The sequence below is a fragment of the Nocardia sp. CNS-044 genome, assembly GCF_059570515.1.
This window is the reverse complement of record NZ_JCANSX010000011.1, coordinates 267586-284773: the sequence shown is the minus strand read 5'-3', so window position 1 is coordinate 284773 and position 17188 is coordinate 267586. Positions and strand designations below refer to the sequence as shown.

The following is a 17188-nucleotide window of genomic DNA, read 5'->3' as shown; positions in this document are numbered from 1 at the left end:
CGCCGAGGCGGCGCGGCTCGATGATCGCGCGGGCCGCTTCCTGCCCTGAGGCTCAGTCGCAGTAGGAGTTTTATGATCCCGCGTGGCAGCGGGATGATCGGGCAGAACGGCGCAGAGCCACCGGATCCTCGGCGGGATAATCACTCGCCGAGGCGGCGCCGCTCGATGATCGCGCGGATCGCTTCCTGTTCTCAGGCTCAGGCGCAGTAGGAGCGTTACGCGCCCGCGAGGCAGCCCGGCAAGCACGCCGATCAGCGATCGCGGCGAGGTCGCATGGTTCAGGCCGGGTCACGGGCGGGCACGGTGAGCATCGCGACGAGCATGTCGGCGATCTCAGCGGTGTCGGTGTCGAGGTGCGGAGTGCGGCTGCCGTCTTGGAGTGCGCGTTCGTAGTCGGCGACGAGTGCGAACAGCACGGTGGTCATGGTTTCGAGGCGTCGGCGGCGGTGGCGGGGCGACAGCTGCGGGAGCGCGGCGCCGAGGCGGGTGGCGATGATGCGGACCGCGGCGCGGTCGGCGCCGGCGAGGCGGCGGGCGTCGGCGATGACGGGGTGGGTGCGGACGACTTCGAGGAAGCGGCCGTAGTGGCTGGTGCGGTCTTGGCCGACGAGTTCGAGCATGGGTCCGACGAGCATGCCGACCAGTGCGTGCGGGTCGGCGCCGGTGCCGTCGGCTTCGTGGGCGGCGAGCAGTTCCATGCGGCGCTGTTCGAGGCGGTTCATCCGGCGCTCGACGATGGCTTCGACGAGTCCGTTGCGGGAGTCGAAGTAGTAGTGCACCGCGGAGTTGTTGCGTTGGCCCGCGGCGGCGGCGATGTCGCGCAGCGGGACGTCGACGCCGCGTTCGGCGATGAGTCGCTCCCCCGCGTCGAGCAGGGCGGCGCGCGAGTCGTCGGCTTGCATAGGCACCCACTGTACTGAACCCGAGTCTTGACCAAGTTAATCACCAGTGATTAATTGGCTGGGAGATGTTCGCCATGGCGATGCCGTGGGCGTGCCGCCCACCGACGAGCTGTTGTCCGGCGACGACCGAGCAGGAAGGCTGATTCCATGCGGTTCACGTACGCGGAGACGATGACCGACCCGTCCTACTACGTGCCTTTGGCGCAGGCCGCCGAGGCGGCCGGGTACACCTCGATGGCGGTGGCCGACAGCGTCGCCTATCCCCGCGACTCCGACGCCACCTACCCCTACACCCCCGACGGCAGCCGGGAGTTCCTGGAGGACAAGCCCTTCATCGAGGCGTTCGTGCTCTCGGCGGCGATGGCGGCCGCGACGACGAAGCTGCGGTTCACCCCCTTCGTGCTGAAGCTGCCCATCCGCCCGCCGGTGCTGGTGGCCAAGCAGGCCGCGTCGGTGGCGGCGCTGAGCGGCAACCGGTTCGGCCTCGGTGTCGGGATCAGCCCGTGGCCGGACGACTTCGAGATCATGGACGTGCCGTTCGAGAAGCGCGGCGCGCGCATGGACGAGTGCGTCGACATCGTGCGCGGCCTCACCGCGGGCGGCTATTTCGAGTACCACGGCGAGTTCTACGACCTGCCGCCGATCAAGATCAATCCGGTGCCCACCGAGCCGATCCCGATTCTCATCGGGGGGCACAGCGGTCCGGCGCTGCGGCGTGCCGCCCAGCGCGGCGACGGATGGATGCACGCGGGCGGCGATCCCGCCGAGCTCGATCGGCTGCTGGCCAGGCTGGACAAACTGCGGGCCGAGTACGGCACCCGCAAGGATTTCGAGGTGCACGTCATCTCGCTGGACGGTTTCACCGTCGACGGCGTGAAGCGGCTGGAGGACAAGGGCGTCACCGACGTCATCGTCGGCTTCCGCAATCCGTACACCCGCGATCAGGACACCGAGAGTCTGGAGACCAAGATCGCGAACCTGTCCCGGTTCGCCGAGCACGTCATCGCGCGCACCGCGTCCTGAGATCGGCGCGGTCGGCCGCACGCCCGCCCGAAGACTCGCGCACGGCCGAGCGAGGGGCAGCCGGACGAAGTCGGGCCTCGAGCCGCACATGGCCATAGCGAAGGCACAGGTACGCACCAGGGGCGCAGTCGGACGAAGTCCGTTCGCGAGCCGCGCACGGCCATAGCGAAGGCGGAGGTACGCATACGGTGGTGCGGTGAGCATCGCCGACCGATTGAGCGCATCGCTGGGTGTCGCCGTCCACGCGGTGACCGACCTCGGGACGAGCCACGACTGGACGCTGCACCGGGCGGAGCTTTCCGACGGTCGCGTCGTCTTCGTCAAGGCCGCCGCGGACCGGGATGGGGTGTTCGCGGCGGAGGCGGCGGGTCTGCGCTGGCTCGGGGCGGGCCATTCCGCGCTGGTTCCGCCGGTGCTGGCCGCCGAGGACGGGATGCTGGTGTTGCCGTGGTTGCCCGACGTCGTGCCCTCGCCTGCCGCGGCGGCGCGCTTCGGCCGGGATCTCGCTGTGCTGCACGCGGATTCGCCGGGGGTCTTCGGCGCGCCGTGGCCCGGCTGGATCGCCGAACTCCCGCTGGACAACACGCCGAGCGAGGGTCCGTGGGCGCGCTGGTACGCCGAACGCAGGTTGCGCCCGTTCGTGTCCCGCACCGCGGACGTGCTCGGCGCGGACGGGGTGCGGCTGCTGGAGCGAGTGATGGAGTCCATCGAGGAGTTGGCGGGTCCGCCCGAGCCACCGGCGCGCCTCCACGGTGATCTGTGGTCGGGCAATCTGCGCTGGACCGAGGCGGGCGTGGTGCTCATCGACCCGGCGGCGCACGGCGGGCACCGGGAGACCGATCTGGCGATGCTCGCGTTGTTCGGCGCACCGCACCTGGATCGGGTCGTCGCCGCCTACGAGCGGACTCGCCCGCTGGCGGCGGGGTGGCGTTCCCGGGTTCCGCTGCATCAGCTGCATCCGCTGCTGGTGCACGTCGCGCTGTTCGGTTCCGGGTATCGCGCGCAGACTCTCGCCGCCGCCCGCGCCGCACTCTCGGCATGACTCAGGAACTCGACGCGTTCAAGTACTTTCGCGTTTCGGCGTCGGCGGGGAAGAACGATTCGATGGCGAGCTCGGCGACGGTGACGTTCATCGGCGTGCCGAACACTGTGGTGACCGACAGAAACGACAGTTCCGCGCCGTCGTGGCGCAGCCGCAGCGGGACGGTGACCTGCTCCGGCTCCGGTAGCGCGACCTCGGTTTCCCCGCCCGGGTAGGCGCGCAATTCCGCGCGCAGCGCGATCAGTTCCGGGGCGCCGGTGATCTCGATCTGGCGCGACAGCCGGGCGAACAGGTGTCCGCGCCATTCGGGGAGGTTGGCGATCCGCGGCGCGAGGCCGCCGGGATGCAGGCTCAGCCGCAGCGCGTTGACCGGCGCGGTGAGCAGCCCCGCGTCGATACCGGTGAGCATCACGGCCACACCGGCGTTGGCTTCCACCATGTTCCAGTTCTGGTCGATGGCCAGCGCCGGGTAGGGCTCGTGGCCGACCAGGATCTGGCGCATCGCCTGCCGCACCGCGTCCATCTCGGGGGTGTCGAGGGTCGGTTCGGCGTAGGCGGGCGCGTAGCCCGCCGCCAGCAGCAGACGGTTGCGTTCGCGCAGCGGTATGTCGAGGTGATCGCACAGGTGCGCGAGCATCGTGCGGCTCGGGGTGGCGCGGCCGGTCTCGATGAAACTGAGGTGGCGCGCGGAGGTTTCGGCGCGGCCGGCCAGCTCCAGCTGACTCAGTCGACGCTCGAGCCGCCAGTGCCGCAGCAGATCGCCCGCTGTTCGAGTACTCACCTCGCCGATCCTACGAATCCGGCGGGCGCCGCACGATTACCCGCGAGGTAATGAGCGCGGCTCAGGGCGCGGTGCCGCGCACGGTGCGGTCGGCCGCCACGTACGCGCGCGACACCGCCGAGGTCATGACGTCGAGCAGATCCACGACGAGTACGCAGTCGAGGTCCGGTTCCGCGTCGTCGCGCAGCTGGGCGAGCCCGGATCTGACGCCGTCGTGGACCGCGTGCTGGATCTCGTCGATGGGTACACCGTCCAGCGCCCACCGGGTGGTGTGACGCTCGAGGGTGCGCAGCATGCCGTCCAGCGAGGTGTCGGTGTCCTCCACCAACGCCAGCGCGAGGTCGAGGCCCATGCGGATCGCCGTGCCGAAGTCCCGCACCGGAGCAGACATGCCGTCGTCCTCGGCGTCGTTGGGGCCCATGTGGATTCCGCTTCCTCCCGATGTGCCCCCACGGTATCCACCAGCAACCTCGAAAGCGATTCGGCGGCGCGAATTCGGCAAACACCCTCGCCGGGCGATCTGGTCGTTGTGACCAACCCCAAACCGGGACGCCTCGTGTTGAGATTCGAGCACCACTTGACTAATGCGACGCACACGGAATCCATTGGCATTTGGTGAAATAGGAGAACCGGGGCGCGCAGGATGAAGAGACGCACGATTCACATGATGGACCGGCGATCGCACCGACGCGCACCTCGATCGAACCGCCCGGCAATCGCTCACCTGCGGCAACCCGCGAGCACCCGCCGAGCTTTCGCGAACGGCGCCGATCAGATCGGCCGGAAACCCGCCCCCACGAGGTCACGTCCGTCCAGATCCGCGACAACCGCGTGGATGTCGGTACCCACTTCCGGCCCGAAGCAACCCACCCCGAGGTAGGCGTTCACCATGCCGACGAGCGTCGTGCCGACCACCACGGGCGCGCCGGAGTCGCCTTCGAGCACGCACAACTGGGTCCAGGTCTCGGCGGCCGGGCCCACACCGCCCCACGCGACGCCGCAGGTGGTTCCGGTGGTGCGGCCCTTCTTGCAGACGACCGCCGGGAACCGTGCCGGTGCGCCGAGGCCGGTGATCGCGAGGTCGCCGAGCTGACGCACCGGCGTGACCCGCTCCGGGTCGAATTCGATGACCGCGTAGTCCAGTACGGGATCGGTATGGGCGAACCTGCCGATCACGCCGTAGTTGGGATCGGATTCGGCGAGCACTGTCGCTCCCGCGTTCCCGCAGTGTCCCGCGGTGAGGCCGACCAGACGCCCGGCGCGATCATTGCCGATCGCGGTGAGCGTGCATTCGGCCTGGTTGGCGATGACGATGCCCGAGCCGCCGCCGAGTACCGGCGGATCGGCGGCGGTCGCGGTGCCCGCGACCGGAGCGAGGAATACCGTGGCCGCCATCGCCAAGGCGGAAGCGCCGCGCGTCACTACGGTGTGCCGTCTGACGTCGCGGCCTTTCGGCAGCTGACTCATCGAAGCTCCTCTCCGCGGGTCGGCGACCGGAGGTGTCCGCCGACGGTCAGTGGTTCGTTGGTGAGGACTACCGCGAAACCCGTGCGGCAAACACCACCGCCCTCCGCCGAGCCTTTCGTCGCAAGATCGGTTGCTCTACGCTCGAGGAGGGTTTGTGTCGACAACGAGCCCCGGGAGTGGCCGTGCGCGGAGATCGGCGGAGAATTCCGGGTCTCGCGGCGCTACTGGCCGCGGGACTGCTCGTCGGCGGCTGCGTCGACGCACCCGCTCCGCAGTCGCCCGCGCCCAGCACCTCCGTCGAGTCGCCGAACCAGGTCGCCGGGGTGACGATCCCCGACGGGCAGGTCGGCCAGGCGGTGGATCGGCTCGATGAACTCGCTCAGAGCCTGCTGGCGACCTCGCATGTCCCCGGACTCGCCGTCGCTGTCGTGCACGACGGAAAAGTGGTGTACCGCAAGGGTTTCGGCGTGCGCGCGGTGGGCTCGGACGCCAAGGTCGGTCCGGAGACGGTGTTCCAGCTGGCGTCGGTGTCGAAATCGCTCGCGGCGACGGTCGTCGCACGGCAGGTCGCCACGGGCGCCGTGCGATGGGATACCCCGGTGCGCCAGCTGCTGCCTACGTTCGCGTTGAGCGATCCGTACGTCACCGAGAAGGTCACCGTCGGTGATCTGTTCGCGCATCGGTCCGGGCTCCCCGATCACGCGGGCGATCTGCTCGAGGATCTCGGCTACGACCGCGACCAGGTGCTGGAGCGGTTGCGGGAGTTGCCGCTGGACGCCTTCCGTGACTCCTACGCCTACACCAATTTCGGTCTCACCGCCGCCGCCGTCGCGGTCGCCACCGCGGCGGGCACCGACTGGGAGACGCTGTCGGACAAGGAGATCTACCAGCCGCTCGGCATGACCTCGACGAGCTCGCGGTACAGCGACTTCCGCGCACGCGCCGACCGCGCCGACGGTCACGTGCTCGTCGACGGCACGTATCGGGTCGCGGACCCGCCGCGCGATCCCGACGCCCAGTCCCCTGCGGGCGGGGTCAGTTCGTCGGTGGACGATCTCACCAAATGGATGACGATGATGCTCGCCGAGGGCCGACCGTTCCTCGCGGCGAACGCGTTACGACCCGCGGTGTCGCCGCAAGCGGTGTCCGCCCCGCCGACGGCCTTCGACGCGCGCGCCGGGTTCTACGGCTACGGCTTCAACGTCGGCGTCTCCCCTGCGGGACGGGTCGTGCTCGGCCATTCGGGCGCCTTCGACCTCGGCGCCGCCACCGCGTTCACCCTGATCCCCTCGGTGAACGTCGGCATCGTGACGCTCACCAACGCCGCGCCGATCGGGCTGCCCGAGACGCTCAACGCCGAATTCGCCGACCTCGTCCAGTTCGGCACCGTCCGCGAGGACTGGCGCGCGCTCTATCGGGAGGCGTTCGCGCCGTTCAGCGCGCCGAGCGGCAGCCTGGCCGGTGCGTCACCACCCGCGCGGCCCGCCCCTGCGCAACCGCTGCCGTCCTACGCGGGCCGCTACGACAACGCCTACTACGGTCCGGCCACCGTCGCCGTCGAGGACGACGCGCTCACCCTCACCCTGGGGCCGCGGAACATGCGTTTCGCGCTGCGTCACTGGGACGGCGACACCTTCGTGTTCACCCCGACCGGCGAGAACGCCACCACCGGCTCGGTCTCCCGCGCCACCTTCTCCGGAAACACCCTGACCCTCGAATACTTCGACGCCGACGGTCTCGGCGTCTTCACCCGAACCTGACGCGGTTCACCTCGTACGGTCGAACACCCCGCGCACATACGCCGCCTGGCCCGCGTGCTGGAGATCGTCGGAGATCACGCTCACCAGTCGCACGGCGAGCGTGACCGGCGGGTCCCAGCGGGTGTCGATCACCTTCGCCAGATCCGCGTCGGTCAGCTCGCGCACGAAGTCGAGGGTCCGCTCGTGCACGGCGTCGTAGTAGCCCGACAGCGAGGCGGCGGACGCGCGCACCAACGCGACCTCCTCGGGGCCGTCGCCGTAGCCGGTCGCTTGTTCGTCCAGCGGCAGGCCGAAACGGCCGTACCAATCCTGTGCGGTCCACACCTGCTCGGTGCCCGCGACGTCCGCGATGTGATCGTCCTGCACCCGGGTCAGGTGCCAGATCAGCCAGGCGATCGTGTTGGCGCCCGGGTCGATCCGGAAGGTCAGCGCGTCCTCGTCCAAGCCGTCCACGGCCTCGTACACCGCTTCCCTCACCCGCTCGTACCCGTCGGTGAGCAGCTGCGCGCTCGTCATCGCCATCGCCTCCTCGCGTCGTCGATGTGCTCCCGTCCTCGGGACCTACCCACTGCCGGGCGATCCACGCGACAGTGTCACGGTGCGGGGTACACCGGCGATATGCACTGCACCGCGTAGAGCACACAACCGGATCACCCGTTGCCACAGGTACCCAGTGAGGACATCGTGACGTCACCCGGATCTCGCCATCTCGACGTTCGCCTCGGCGACATCGAGGCCCTGCGCACTCAGGCACAGCTGTCGGTCCGCCGCCGCGACGCCGCGGGCGCGGTGCGCGATCTCCACCGGGCCGGGGCGATCGCCGAGGAATTGGTTCGTGATGCGGAAACGTGGAGGCCGCGCGATGCGGAGGTGCTGCGCGTCCTGGTGCGTGTGATCGAGGTGGAAAGCGAGATCGCCCGTGCGATCGACGCTCGCACCCTCGCCTTCGGCGACGTCAGCGCGTTGAGCGAGGCGTTGGCCAGGTTCTCGGCGAGGTCGCGCGGGGACGGTGCGCTCCACGTCAGCGGCGACTGCGGCCGCGTCGATCACCGCAACCGATAGAAGCCCGAGCCGACCTGCGTTCGGCTCGGACGACGCGCCTCAGGCGCCGTGGCGCCTGCGCTGCGCGGCCTCGGCGATCAGACGCAGGCACGTGTCGTGCTCGTTCTCGCCGGGATACCGTTCGTTGCGCAGCCGCAGCATCGCCTGCGCCACATCGATGCCCAGCACGCTCGACAGCCGCACGGCATCGACCTTCGACATGTGATTCCTCCGATTGAACTCAGTTGAAAAGCGAATGATCCGACCATGACGTACCCGAACCGCGGGCCGTCGAACCCTCGAAGATCCTGCCGCGCCTCGTTTTCCGGGGTTCACCCACCCCCGCCACTCGCCCGCGAACTCGTCTCCCGCTGCCCCGCCTGCCACCATGGGATCCATGGGCGACATCCGGATCGGCACCTCGGGATGGTTGTACCGAGGCTGGCGCGGCGTGTTCTACCCGGTGGGACTGACCCAGCGGCTCGAGCTCGGCTACCTGTCCGAGCGAATGGACAGCGTGGAGATCAACGGATCGTTCTACTCGTTGCAGCGACCGTCGAGCTACCTGCGCTGGGCCGAACAGACACCGGAGGACTTCGTGTTCGCCGTGAAGGGCAGCCGTTTCATCACCCACATGAAACGGCTGCGCGACGGCGACACGCTGCTGGCGAATTTCCTCGCCTCCGGCGTTCTCGCTCTCGGCCCCAAACTCGGGCCGATCCTGTGGCAGCTGCCGCCGACCATGCCGTTCGACCCGGACCTGCTCACCGGCTTCTTCGCCCACCTGCCGCGCAGCACCGCGCAGGCCGCCGAGATCGCGAGCAGACACGATCACCGCGTCGACCCCGCCCACACCACCGCCGACGCGGACCGGCCGCTGCGCCACGCGCTGGAGATCCGGCATCCCAGCTTCGTCACGCCGGAATTCCCGGAGCTGTTGCGCGAGCACGGAATCGCACTCGTGGTCGCGGACGCGGCGGGCAAGTATCCGCTGCTCGAGGACGTCACCGCGGATTTCGTGTACGTCCGGCTGCACGGGCACGACGAGCTCTACGTCAGCGGGTACACCGACGAGGGGCTGGACATGTGGGCCGAGAAGATCCGGTCCTGGGCGCGCGACGGCGACGTGTACGTCTACTTCGACAACGACGCCAAGGTGATGGCCCCGCGCGACGCGCTGGCGTTGCGGGCCCGCGTCGCGTGCTAGCGTCGAAGACAAGGTCCGCGGCGGGCCTCCGGACGAGGGCTCAGTACCCGGACAGCGACAAGACTGACCATGGAGGTCGGTCGTGGCTTGGGTCGTTCTTCTCGTCGCCGGGGTGTTGGAGGCCGTATGGGCCACGGCGCTCGCCGAATCCCGCGGTTTCCGGCGTCTCGTTCCCACCCTCGTGTTCGCGGCGGCGCTCGTCGCCAGCATGCTCGGACTGGCGTTCGCCATGCGCAGCCTGCCCACCGGCACCGCCTATGCGGTGTGGGTCGGCGTGGGCGCGGTGCTCACCGCGGTGTGGTCGGTGTCGACCGGCAAAGAGCGGACGAGCCTGGCGCGGACGCTGCTGCTGTGCGGGCTGGTCGCCTGTGTGGCCGGACTGAAGGCGGTGAGCTGAGATGGCGTGGCCGCTGCTGATCGTCAGCGCGGTGTTCGAGGCCGTGTGGGCGACCGCGCTCGGCATGTCGGACGGGTTCTCTCGGCCGGTGCCCACGGCGGTGTTCGGAATCGCGTTGGCGGTGAGCATGATCGGGTTGGCGCTGGCCACCCGGCGCATACCGATCGGCGTGGCTTACGCCGTGTGGATCGGCATCGGTGCGGCGCTCACCGTCGGGTACGCCATGGCGAGCGGCGCCGAGACCGTCTCGGCGGCCAGGATCGCCTTCCTCGGCGGCATCATCGCCTGCGTCATCGGACTGAAGTTCATGCAATAGGGTGCGAAGACACCGGCGTGGCGTGCGCCGAAGCCGCGGGCATCGGGCTGGTCGACCACTGCGTGCCCGACGCCGAACTCGATCGGTATGTCACCGATCTCGCCGAGCGCATCGCCGCGAATTCGCCCGGCTCGCACCCGCATCTACAAGGCGCTCTACGCCAACACTCGGTCGATGGAACGGACCGCCGCGTTGCGCGCGGAGACCGAGATGGCGTTCGGGTTCCCCGACGACGCCGCGGCGCGACTCGCCGGAGGAACCCGCGGCTGACCCCTCGACCCGGCACACTGTCGATATGGCAGCGCTGACCACCCGACGCACCTACGCCAAGCAGGTCGCCGTGTGCGGGCCCACCGCGTGCACCCGCGCCGACGCCGCGAACGCCACCGAGGTCGGCCGACTGCTCGCCACCGCGGGGGCGACCGTGCTGTGCGGTGGCGGCTTCGGTGTGATGGCCGCCGTCGCCGAAGGCGCGTCGCGGGCGGGCGGACTGGTGATCGGGGTGCGGCCCGACATCGACCGCGACGCCGCCTGCGCGGGACTTTCCGCCGTGCTGTTCACGAACATGGGCGAGGCGCGCAACGCGATCCTGGTGCGCTCCGCCGACGCCGTCATCGTCATCGGCGGGTCCTGGGGCACGCTGTCCGAACTGGCGCTGGCACGGCACCGCGGCGATATCCCGGTCGTCTCGCTCGGCGGTTGGCAGATCCTCGACGCCGCGGGTGAGCCGTTGCAGGCCACACTCACCGCCGCCGACCCCGCTGAAGCGGTGCGGCTCACGATCGGGTCACGCCGGGGTTGAGCGTGGCGCACCGGGTTCAGCGGGCGGCGGCGCGGGAGAGGTTCCAGCTCTGCCAGGTGTCTTCGGGCAGGTCGTCGCGGATCGGTTCGAGCACCTCGGCGCGCATCGGTTCCGGGAGCCGGTCCAGTGCGGGGACGACGTCGGGCGAGAGGGTGCTCAGATAGTCCGTGTCGAGCGTCTTCCCGTTCGTCCAGCGGTCGATGTTGCGCTCGGCGACCAGGCGTTCCGGATTCAGGATCGCGAGCATCAGCAGCGTCGCCAACGCCGTGCCGAGCGCGGCGCGCGGCAGCCAGGCGCGGCGCAACCGGATCACCGCCGCGAGCACCAGCACGTAGATCAGTCCGAGCCACAGCTCGAACGCCTCTACGAGCACGCGCAGCACCGTGAAGCCGTAGGCCTGCTGATAGGTCCACATGCGGCCGAGCGCGGAGGCGACGAGCACCAGCGACAGCGCGGTCACCGAGCCGAGCAGCGCGCGTAGCCACGTCCGGTCGCGTGCCGAATCCTGGTCGGCGAACCGCAGCACCGTGAGGATCACCGCCAGCGCCAGCATGGTGACGATGGACAGCTGCCCGAAACCGCTGCGCGCGTACTGCGCGTAGGTGAGGCCCGCGGTCTTCTGCACGTAGTCGTCGCCGCCGAACAGCGCCGCGAACTGAGCGGCGACGAACGCGGCGAACAGCGCCGTCAAAGCGCCCACCGGCAGCGCCCACTCCCACCGGCTCACCGTGCGGCCCGAAACCTTCTCGCGCGGCATCGAATCCGCCGACCTCGGCGGACCGGCCAGCAGGAACATCGCGCCGAGGCACCCCAGCGCCACCGCGCCGGACACCAGCGTCCATCGCACGAGCGACCCCGTGTCGACGGCGGGGACCAGCCGGTTCAATATCGAACCGAAGGTGGCGTCGGCGCTGCCGAGCAGCGGCGCGAAGACCGCGAGCAGCGCGACGGTCGCGCCCACCGAGAGTCCGGCCCGCCACGTGCGCGTCTTTCGCGCGTCGCGCGCCCGGCGCGCACCCTCGGACACCCACAGCACCGCGGCGGACGCTTCCAGCGGCACGGCGATCGCGTCGTACCAGATGCCGTGCACCGAGCGGCGCGGCACCACGGCGAGCGAACTGGCGAAGACCGCCGCCAGGACGCACAGCACGAACAGCCACCCCGCCGCCCGCACCGCGCCCACCGCCAGCAGCGCCAGGGCGAGCGCGGTCCACCACAGTCGCGCCGGGTTGTGCCGCAGCAGTGCGCGAATCGAACGGTCGCCGGTCGACTCGCCCTGCTCGACTGACGCGCGCGCCCGTCGATCGACGACGAACACCGCGCCCGCGGCGACCAAGGCGGCGAGCACCCAGCCGACACCGGGGCGGTCCCACGGAACCAGTACCGCGGCCGCGACTCCGGCGACCAAGGCGGCGGGCAATGCCGCGGGCGGATAGGCGACCCTGCGCCACTTGGGTATCGGCGCGATGGTCAGTAGGCCGGATCGTCCGGGTACTGGACTCATCGGCTGGAGTGCGCCTGGGGTCGAATTCACCTGACTGTCAGGGTCTTTCGCGGTGGCATCCGCGGTCTTCACGAGCTTCGTCCCGGATTCGGTGGGCTGTTCGGCGGTCTTGTCGGAGGAAATCGACGTCTTGCTGGTAGCCGGAGCGTCCGACGAGGTCACCGTTCGGGTGTCAGCCGAAGCACTCGGCGTTGTCACCGCCCCGGCCTCTGCCGAAGCAACTGACGATGTCGCAGTCATGGCGTCGGCCGAAGCGTCCGACGATGCCGCCGTTTTGCCGTCTACCGGAGCATCCGCGGACTCTGCGGCGGCCGTGGCGCGCGCAGCCTGCTCGCCTGCCTCAGACGAGACCGTGCCGGACCCCCGCGAAGCCGTGCCGCGGTCCGCGGATTCGCCAGCACCCGGCGACTCGGGCGAGGGAGTACGTTTCGCGGCGGCGTCATGCGAGGACGAACCCGCCGTCGCGCCGTCCACCGTCTTGCCGCTTCCGTCGGTGGACGCGACAGTCGCCGTGTCGGGGGCGGCGGCCGACTGGTCGACTCCACCCGCCGAACCTTTCCGCGTTTCGGCGGCCGCCGGGCTCGTCGCCATCTCGAGGCCGGTCGATCCTGCTCCACCATCGGAGCCTTCGCGAGTCTCAGCGGCCGCCGTCTCCAGGGCCGTCGACCGCGTGGCACTCTCGCCGGCGCTTTCCGGGGCCGCCGCCGTTGCGTCCGGCGGTTCAGGCGTCGAATCGTTCCGTCCGGTCGGTTCTTTACTCATGAGCCCCTCCGATTTCGGGTGTGCGTGATCGCCCCGGCACCTCTGGCGGTCCGGGTTGCGGTGGGTGGGTTGTTTCGGTCGGGTCCGGCCCGTCAGGGTGCGGGCAGGACCACGCGGATGCGGGAGCCGGGGTCGGCCACGGCGATGGTGCCGCCATGCAGGTCGACCAGCCAGCGGGAGATGGCGAGGCCGAGTCCGGTGCCGCCGCCGTTGGTGCGTCCGCCGCGGGTGAAGCGGTCGAAGACGGTGGCGCGTTCGGCGGCCGGGATGCCGGGACCCTCGTCCTGGACATCGATGACGAGTTCGCCGTGCTGCGCGTGAGCGGTGATCCGCACCTCGCCGCCCGCCGGGCCGTGCCGCGCGGCGTTGTCGAGCAGGTTGATCAGCACTTGGTGCAAGCGTGCACGGTCGGCGTCGACGCACGCGGTGTCGGGCCGCACGTCGGTGCTGAATCGCACGCCGCGGCCCTGCGCCGCCGCCATCACCTCGGCCTCGGCGACCACCTCGGCGAGCAACGGCGCGACCGGGATGTTCTCGCGATCCAACGCCAAGGCGCCCGCCTCGATGCTGGACAGGTCGAGCAGTTCCGAGACCAGCAGCCCGAGCCGCTCGGTCTGGGCCAGCGCGGTGCGCAGCGTGCTCGGATCGGGTTCGGACACACCGTCGACCAGGTTCTCCAGCACGGCGTGCAGCGCGGTGATCGGTGTGCGCAGTTCGTGCGAGACGTTGGCGATGAGGTCGCGGCGCTGCTGGTCGACGGCGGCGAGGTCGGCGGCCATCCGGTTGAACGCCTCGGCGAGCTGCCCCACCTCGTCGCGCGAACTCGCCCGCACCCGGCGGGTGTAGTCGCCCTGGGCCATGCGCTGAGCGGCCGCGGTCATATCCCGCAACGGCCTGGTGATGCCGTGCGCCAGGATCTGAGAGGTGATCAGGGCGATCAACACCGCGGTCAGGGTGGTTCGCGGCGGCAGCCAGCCGATCTGGAAACGGAAGAACCCGAACGCGAGACCACCCGAGACCACCATCAGGATCGCCAGCTTGAGTTTCACCGACCGCACCGGATCCAGCGGCCGGGGAAGCGCCTCGGCCACCGTGTCGGCGAGCGCGCGGCATCGGCGCGTGAACTCCGACGGTGTGGCGTCCTTCGTGCGCGCGTCGGTGGTCATCGCGCCTCCAACGCGTAACCCACGCCGTGCACCGTGCGGATCAGATCCGCGCCGAGCTTGCGTCGCAACGCTTTCACGTGACTGTCGACCGCGCGGGTGCCCGCGGCGTCGGCCCAATCCCAGACCTCCTCGAGCAGACGTTCCCTGGCCAGCACCACCCGCGGCCGCCGCGCCAGCCGGGCGAGCAGCTCGAATTCCAGTGGCGTCAGCTTGGCTTCGGTGTCGCCGCGCCAGACGCGATGCTGCTCCAGATCGATGCGCAGATCGCCGACGACGATCGCGGCGCCCTCCCGGTCGGCGGCGCGCTCGACCCGGCGCAGCAGCGCGTGCACCCGGGCCGCGAGCACGCGCATCGAGAACGGCTTGGTCAGGTAGTCGTCCGCGCCGACGCCGAGCCCGACGAGCTGGTCGGTCTCGTCGGTGCGCGCGGTGAGCATGAGCACCGGCACGCCGCGCCCGGCCTGGATGCGCCTGCACACCTCGAGGCCGTCGAAGCCGGGCAGCATCACATCCAGCACCACCAGGTCGGGCTCGTTCGCCTCGACCGCGGCCACCGCGCCGGGTCCGTCGTGGGCCAGTTCGACGGCGAACCCCTCCGCCCGCAACCGCGCGGCCACGGATTCGGCGATGGTGACCTCGTCGTCGACCACCAGAATCCGCCGCGCCTGCCCGTTGGCCCCCGCGCCGCGCTCCCCATTCCGAAGCTCCATGCCCGGAACCCTAACCACCCGCTGTGGAGAGCAGCGTCGGCAATTGTGGAGATTCGGTGTGCACTCCCGGCGGCCATCCTCATCGGCGGGCCTTCGCCCATGTTCAGGTTGTCGACGTGATCCGTCCACCGGCGTCGACCGGGCGCGCCTCGTGGACGATGCCCTCGTGCTCCGCGCCGCGCCGGAACCGCAGCAGCCGCAAGGCATTCGCCACCACGAGCAAGGTCGATCCCTCGTGGATGAACACCGCAGGACCGATGGGCAGGCCGATCAGCGTCGCGGGCACCAGGACGGCGACGATCACCAGCGCGAAAGTCAGGTTCTGCCGGATGATCCTGGCGGTGCGCCTGCTCAGCGCCACGGCGAAGGGCAGGCGGCCGATGTCGTCGACCATCAGCGCGACATCGGCGGTCTCCAGCGCGACGGCGGAGCCGCCCGCGCCCATGGCGATGCCGACCGAGGAGTTCACCATCGCGGGCGCGTCGTTGACGCCGTCGCCGACCATGGCGGTGTCGCCGCCGAGCCGCCCGATCATGGTGACCTTGTCCTCCGGCAGCAACCCGCCGTGCGCGGCGTCCAAGCCCATGTCGGCGGCGACGGCGTCGGCGACGCGCTGGTGGTCGCCGGAGATCAGCACCACGTCCTCGATGCCGAGGGCGCGCAGCCGCGCGATGACGGGCGCGGCCTCGGCGCGCGGGGTGTCCATCACCCCGACGACACCCAGGTAGGCGCCCGCGTGCCGGACGATCATCGTGGTGCGTCCGCGCGCGTGCAGGTCGTCGACGATGTCCGCGATCGGCGCGGGCACCCCGTCGGCCTCCAGCTCGCCGAACATGGTGAGGTTGCCGACTTCGGTGGGATGTCCGTCCACCAGGGCGGTGACGCCGCGTCCGGTCACCGAGTTCACCTCGGTCGCGCGGCGAGCCGACCCTTCCGGCAGCAGCGGCGCGAGGTCGCGGGTGATGGCGGTGGCCAGCGGATGGTCGCTGTAGGACTCGACCGCGTGCAGCGTCGCGATCAGCTCGGCGCGCGATTCCGGACGGACCGCGACGATGTCGGTGACCCGGGGCAGCCCCCAGGTGAGCGTGCCGGTCTTGTCGAAGGCGATGGAACGGACCCGGCCCAGCGTCTCCAGCGGCCCGCCGCCCTTGGCGAGCACACCGGCCTGCGCGGCCCGCGCCACACCCGAGAGCACGGCGCTGGGCGTCGCGATCGCCAGCGCGCACGGGCTGGCCGCGACGAGCACCACCATCGCGCGGTAGAAGCTGTCGGCGAACGGTTCGGTCAGCGCGATCATGCCGAAGGCGAGCACACCGAAGACCGCCGCCAGCACGGCAGGCACGTAGAACAGCTGGAACCGGTCGGTGAAGCGCTGGGTGGGCGACTTGTGCGTATCGGCCTCGCGGACCATGGTGATGACCCGCGCCAGCATGCTGTCCGCGGCGCGGCTGGTCACCAGGACGTCCATCGCGCCCGAGCCGTTCACCGTGCCCGCGAACACCCGGTGCGCCTCGGACACCGGTGCGCGGTCCACGGTCGCTCCGGTCAGGGCGCTCTTCTCCACCGGAATGCTCTCACCGGTGACCGATGATTCGTCGACGCTGCTCGCTCCGTCGATCACGATGCCGTCGGCCGCCAGCCGCGAGTTGGGCAGTACCACGACGACATCGCCGACCGCGAGGTTCTCGACATCGACTTCGCGCACCGCGCCGTCGTCGACACGAACCAGCGCGGTGCTCGGCGCGAGGTCCGCGAGCGCTTCGATGGAGCGCTTGGCGCGGCCCATCGCGTACTCCTCGAGCGCGTGCCCGAGGCTGAACAGGAACAGCAGCACCGATCCCTCGGCCCACTTGCCGACCGCGGCCGCGCCGAGCGCCGCGACCAGCATCAGGAAGTCGACCTCGAACCGGCCGCGCCGCACCGTCGCGACGGCCGTGCGGATCGTGAAGAAGCCGCCGAGGAAATAGGTCGCGGCGAACAGCGTGATCGCGGCCCAGGGCGGCGCGGAGAACAGATACTCCGCCGCCATGCCCGCGGCGTAGGTGACACCGGCGGCGATGGCGAAGATCAGCTCGCCGCGCTCGCCCAGAATCGAGTGCCCGTGTTCGTGCGTGTTCGCTGTCGACTTCATACGGCGATCATATGCATAGATCGCTATATTTGCATAGGCAAGGCGTCGTCACCGAACCGTGTCCCCGCCGCGACGATCGGCCATGTCGGGTCTCGACATCGCCGCGACCTCCTCGAATATTTCCCGGACGCGATCCCGACGCCTCGAGCGACGCCAAACCTGTTGACAACTGGGCAT

19 protein-coding genes and 1 riboswitch are annotated in these 17188 nt (G+C 70.3%); of the genes, 9 read left to right on the top strand and 10 right to left on the bottom strand.

Translation table 11 applies throughout. The features are described 5' to 3' along the window. Positions 1-278: 278 nt before the first annotated feature. Entirely contained in the window at positions 279-902 is a 624-nt protein-coding gene (locus tag T333_RS29490; protein WP_355001293.1) for a TetR/AcrR family transcriptional regulator, read from the bottom strand. Positions 903-1049: 147 nt separating this feature from the next. Between T333_RS29490 and T333_RS29485 the strand changes: the two genes are divergently transcribed. After that, positions 1050-1925 (top strand): TIGR03619 family F420-dependent LLM class oxidoreductase, encoded by an 876-nt coding sequence (locus T333_RS29485; protein ID WP_496426537.1) that lies wholly within the window; start codon positions 1050-1052, stop codon positions 1923-1925. Between the two features lie 196 nt (positions 1926-2121). Further along, positions 2122-2967: a fructosamine kinase family protein gene (locus T333_RS29480; protein WP_496426536.1), complete on the top strand. Its 846-nt coding sequence runs from the start codon at positions 2122-2124 to the stop codon at positions 2965-2967. Position 2968: 1 nt separating this feature from the next. On the opposite strand, the gene T333_RS29475 is transcribed toward T333_RS29480, so the two are convergent. From T333_RS29475 to T333_RS29465, 3 genes are all read right to left on the bottom strand, one after another. Beyond that, entirely contained in the window at positions 2969-3757 is a 789-nt protein-coding gene (locus tag T333_RS29475; RefSeq protein ID WP_496426638.1) for a helix-turn-helix domain-containing protein, read from the bottom strand. Between the two features lie 52 nt (positions 3758-3809). Beyond that, on the bottom strand, positions 3810-4169 hold the full coding sequence (locus tag T333_RS29470; RefSeq protein ID WP_355001290.1) for an RsbRD N-terminal domain-containing protein: 360 nt from the start codon (positions 4167-4169) through the stop codon (positions 3810-3812). Positions 4170-4519: 350 nt separating this feature from the next. Next, the gene (locus tag T333_RS29465) at positions 4520-5143 is read right to left on the bottom strand and encodes a S1 family peptidase (protein ID WP_355001701.1); all 624 of its coding nucleotides are present in this window, start codon (positions 5141-5143) and stop codon (positions 4520-4522) included. Positions 5144-5397: 254 nt separating this feature from the next. Here T333_RS29465 and T333_RS29460 point away from each other — a divergent pair, with 254 nt between their 5' ends. Then, positions 5398-6975, top strand: coding sequence for a serine hydrolase (locus T333_RS29460; protein WP_496426535.1), 1578 nt, complete (start codon positions 5398-5400; stop codon positions 6973-6975). 6 nt (positions 6976-6981) lie between these two features. On the opposite strand, the gene T333_RS29455 is transcribed toward T333_RS29460, so the two are convergent. Beyond that, positions 6982-7491, bottom strand: a complete 510-nt coding sequence (locus T333_RS29455) for a mycothiol transferase (protein WP_496426534.1) — start codon at positions 7489-7491, stop codon at positions 6982-6984. Between the two features lie 168 nt (positions 7492-7659). Here T333_RS29455 and T333_RS29450 point away from each other — a divergent pair, with 168 nt between their 5' ends. Continuing rightward, positions 7660-8037: a hypothetical protein gene (locus T333_RS29450; protein WP_496426533.1), complete on the top strand. Its 378-nt coding sequence runs from the start codon at positions 7660-7662 to the stop codon at positions 8035-8037. 39 nt (positions 8038-8076) lie between these two features. On the opposite strand, the gene T333_RS29445 is transcribed toward T333_RS29450, so the two are convergent. After that, on the bottom strand, positions 8077-8238 hold the full coding sequence (locus T333_RS29445) for a hypothetical protein (protein WP_355001286.1): 162 nt from the start codon (positions 8236-8238) through the stop codon (positions 8077-8079). Between the two features lie 175 nt (positions 8239-8413). Between T333_RS29445 and T333_RS29440 the strand changes: the two genes are divergently transcribed. The 4 genes from T333_RS29440 to T333_RS29425 all read left to right on the top strand — a co-directional run bounded on the left by T333_RS29440 (position 8414) and on the right by T333_RS29425 (position 10738). Next, positions 8414-9223, top strand: coding sequence for a DUF72 domain-containing protein (locus T333_RS29440; protein WP_355001285.1), 810 nt, complete (start codon positions 8414-8416; stop codon positions 9221-9223). A gap of 8 nt (positions 9224-9231) precedes the next feature. Beyond that, positions 9232-9295, top strand: a riboswitch (guanidine-III (ykkC-III) riboswitch). 10 nt (positions 9296-9305) lie between these two features. Further along, on the top strand, positions 9306-9620 hold the full coding sequence (locus T333_RS29435; protein WP_496426532.1) for a DMT family transporter: 315 nt from the start codon (positions 9306-9308) through the stop codon (positions 9618-9620). Position 9621: 1 nt separating this feature from the next. After that, positions 9622-9936, top strand: coding sequence for a DMT family transporter (locus T333_RS29430; protein WP_496426531.1), 315 nt, complete (start codon positions 9622-9624; stop codon positions 9934-9936). A gap of 295 nt (positions 9937-10231) precedes the next feature. After that, positions 10232-10738, top strand: a complete 507-nt coding sequence (locus T333_RS29425) for an SLOG cluster 4 domain-containing protein (protein ID WP_496426530.1) — start codon at positions 10232-10234, stop codon at positions 10736-10738. A 16-nt stretch (positions 10739-10754) separates the two neighbouring features. Here the strand turns inward: T333_RS29425 and T333_RS29420 are convergent, their stop codons facing one another. Beyond that, positions 10755-12242 (bottom strand): DUF4153 domain-containing protein, encoded by a 1488-nt coding sequence (locus T333_RS29420; RefSeq protein ID WP_496426529.1) that lies wholly within the window; start codon positions 12240-12242, stop codon positions 10755-10757. Between the two features lie 52 nt (positions 12243-12294). Here T333_RS29420 and T333_RS29415 point away from each other — a divergent pair, with 52 nt between their 5' ends. Then, on the top strand, positions 12295-13032 hold the full coding sequence (locus T333_RS29415; protein WP_496426528.1) for a hypothetical protein: 738 nt from the start codon (positions 12295-12297) through the stop codon (positions 13030-13032). Positions 13033-13096: 64 nt separating this feature from the next. Here the strand turns inward: T333_RS29415 and T333_RS29410 are convergent, their stop codons facing one another. The 3 genes from T333_RS29410 to T333_RS29400 form a co-directional block, all read right to left on the bottom strand. Next, complete coding sequence (locus tag T333_RS29410; RefSeq protein ID WP_496426637.1) at positions 13097-14029, bottom strand: HAMP domain-containing sensor histidine kinase; 933 nt, start codon at positions 14027-14029, stop codon at positions 13097-13099. Positions 14030-14166: 137 nt separating this feature from the next. Then, entirely contained in the window at positions 14167-14880 is a 714-nt protein-coding gene (locus tag T333_RS29405) for a response regulator (RefSeq protein WP_496426527.1), read from the bottom strand. Between the two features lie 103 nt (positions 14881-14983). Continuing rightward, a complete protein-coding gene (locus tag T333_RS29400) occupies positions 14984-17011 on the bottom strand; it encodes a heavy metal translocating P-type ATPase (protein WP_496426526.1) in 2028 nt (675 codons plus the stop codon). Positions 17012-17188 lie beyond the last annotated feature (177 nt).

Coding starts and splice junctions, on each gene's coding strand:
- T333_RS29490 (WP_355001293.1), bottom strand. CDS start 902: ATGCAAGCCGACGACTCGCGCGCCGCCCTGCTCGACGCGGGGGAGCGA.
- T333_RS29485 (WP_496426537.1), top strand. CDS start 1,050: ATGCGGTTCACGTACGCGGAGACGATGACCGACCCGTCCTACTACGTG.
- T333_RS29470 (WP_355001290.1), bottom strand. CDS start 4,169: ATGGGCCCCAACGACGCCGAGGACGACGGCATGTCTGCTCCGGTGCGG.
- T333_RS29465 (WP_355001701.1), bottom strand. CDS start 5,143: ATGGCGGCCACGGTATTCCTCGCTCCGGTCGCGGGCACCGCGACCGCC.
- T333_RS29455 (WP_496426534.1), bottom strand. CDS start 7,491: ATGACGAGCGCGCAGCTGCTCACCGACGGGTACGAGCGGGTGAGGGAA.
- T333_RS29445 (WP_355001286.1), bottom strand. CDS start 8,238: ATGTCGAAGGTCGATGCCGTGCGGCTGTCGAGCGTGCTGGGCATCGAT.
- T333_RS29440 (WP_355001285.1), top strand. CDS start 8,414: ATGGGCGACATCCGGATCGGCACCTCGGGATGGTTGTACCGAGGCTGG.
- T333_RS29430 (WP_496426531.1), top strand. CDS start 9,622: ATGGCGTGGCCGCTGCTGATCGTCAGCGCGGTGTTCGAGGCCGTGTGG.
- T333_RS29425 (WP_496426530.1), top strand. CDS start 10,232: ATGGCAGCGCTGACCACCCGACGCACCTACGCCAAGCAGGTCGCCGTG.
- T333_RS29420 (WP_496426529.1), bottom strand. CDS start 12,242: ATGAGTCCAGTACCCGGACGATCCGGCCTACTGACCATCGCGCCGATA.
- T333_RS29410 (WP_496426637.1), bottom strand. CDS start 14,029: ATGGTGGTCTCGGGTGGTCTCGCGTTCGGGTTCTTCCGTTTCCAGATC.
- T333_RS29405 (WP_496426527.1), bottom strand. CDS start 14,880: ATGGAGCTTCGGAATGGGGAGCGCGGCGCGGGGGCCAACGGGCAGGCG.
- T333_RS29400 (WP_496426526.1), bottom strand. CDS start 17,011: ATGAAGTCGACAGCGAACACGCACGAACACGGGCACTCGATTCTGGGC.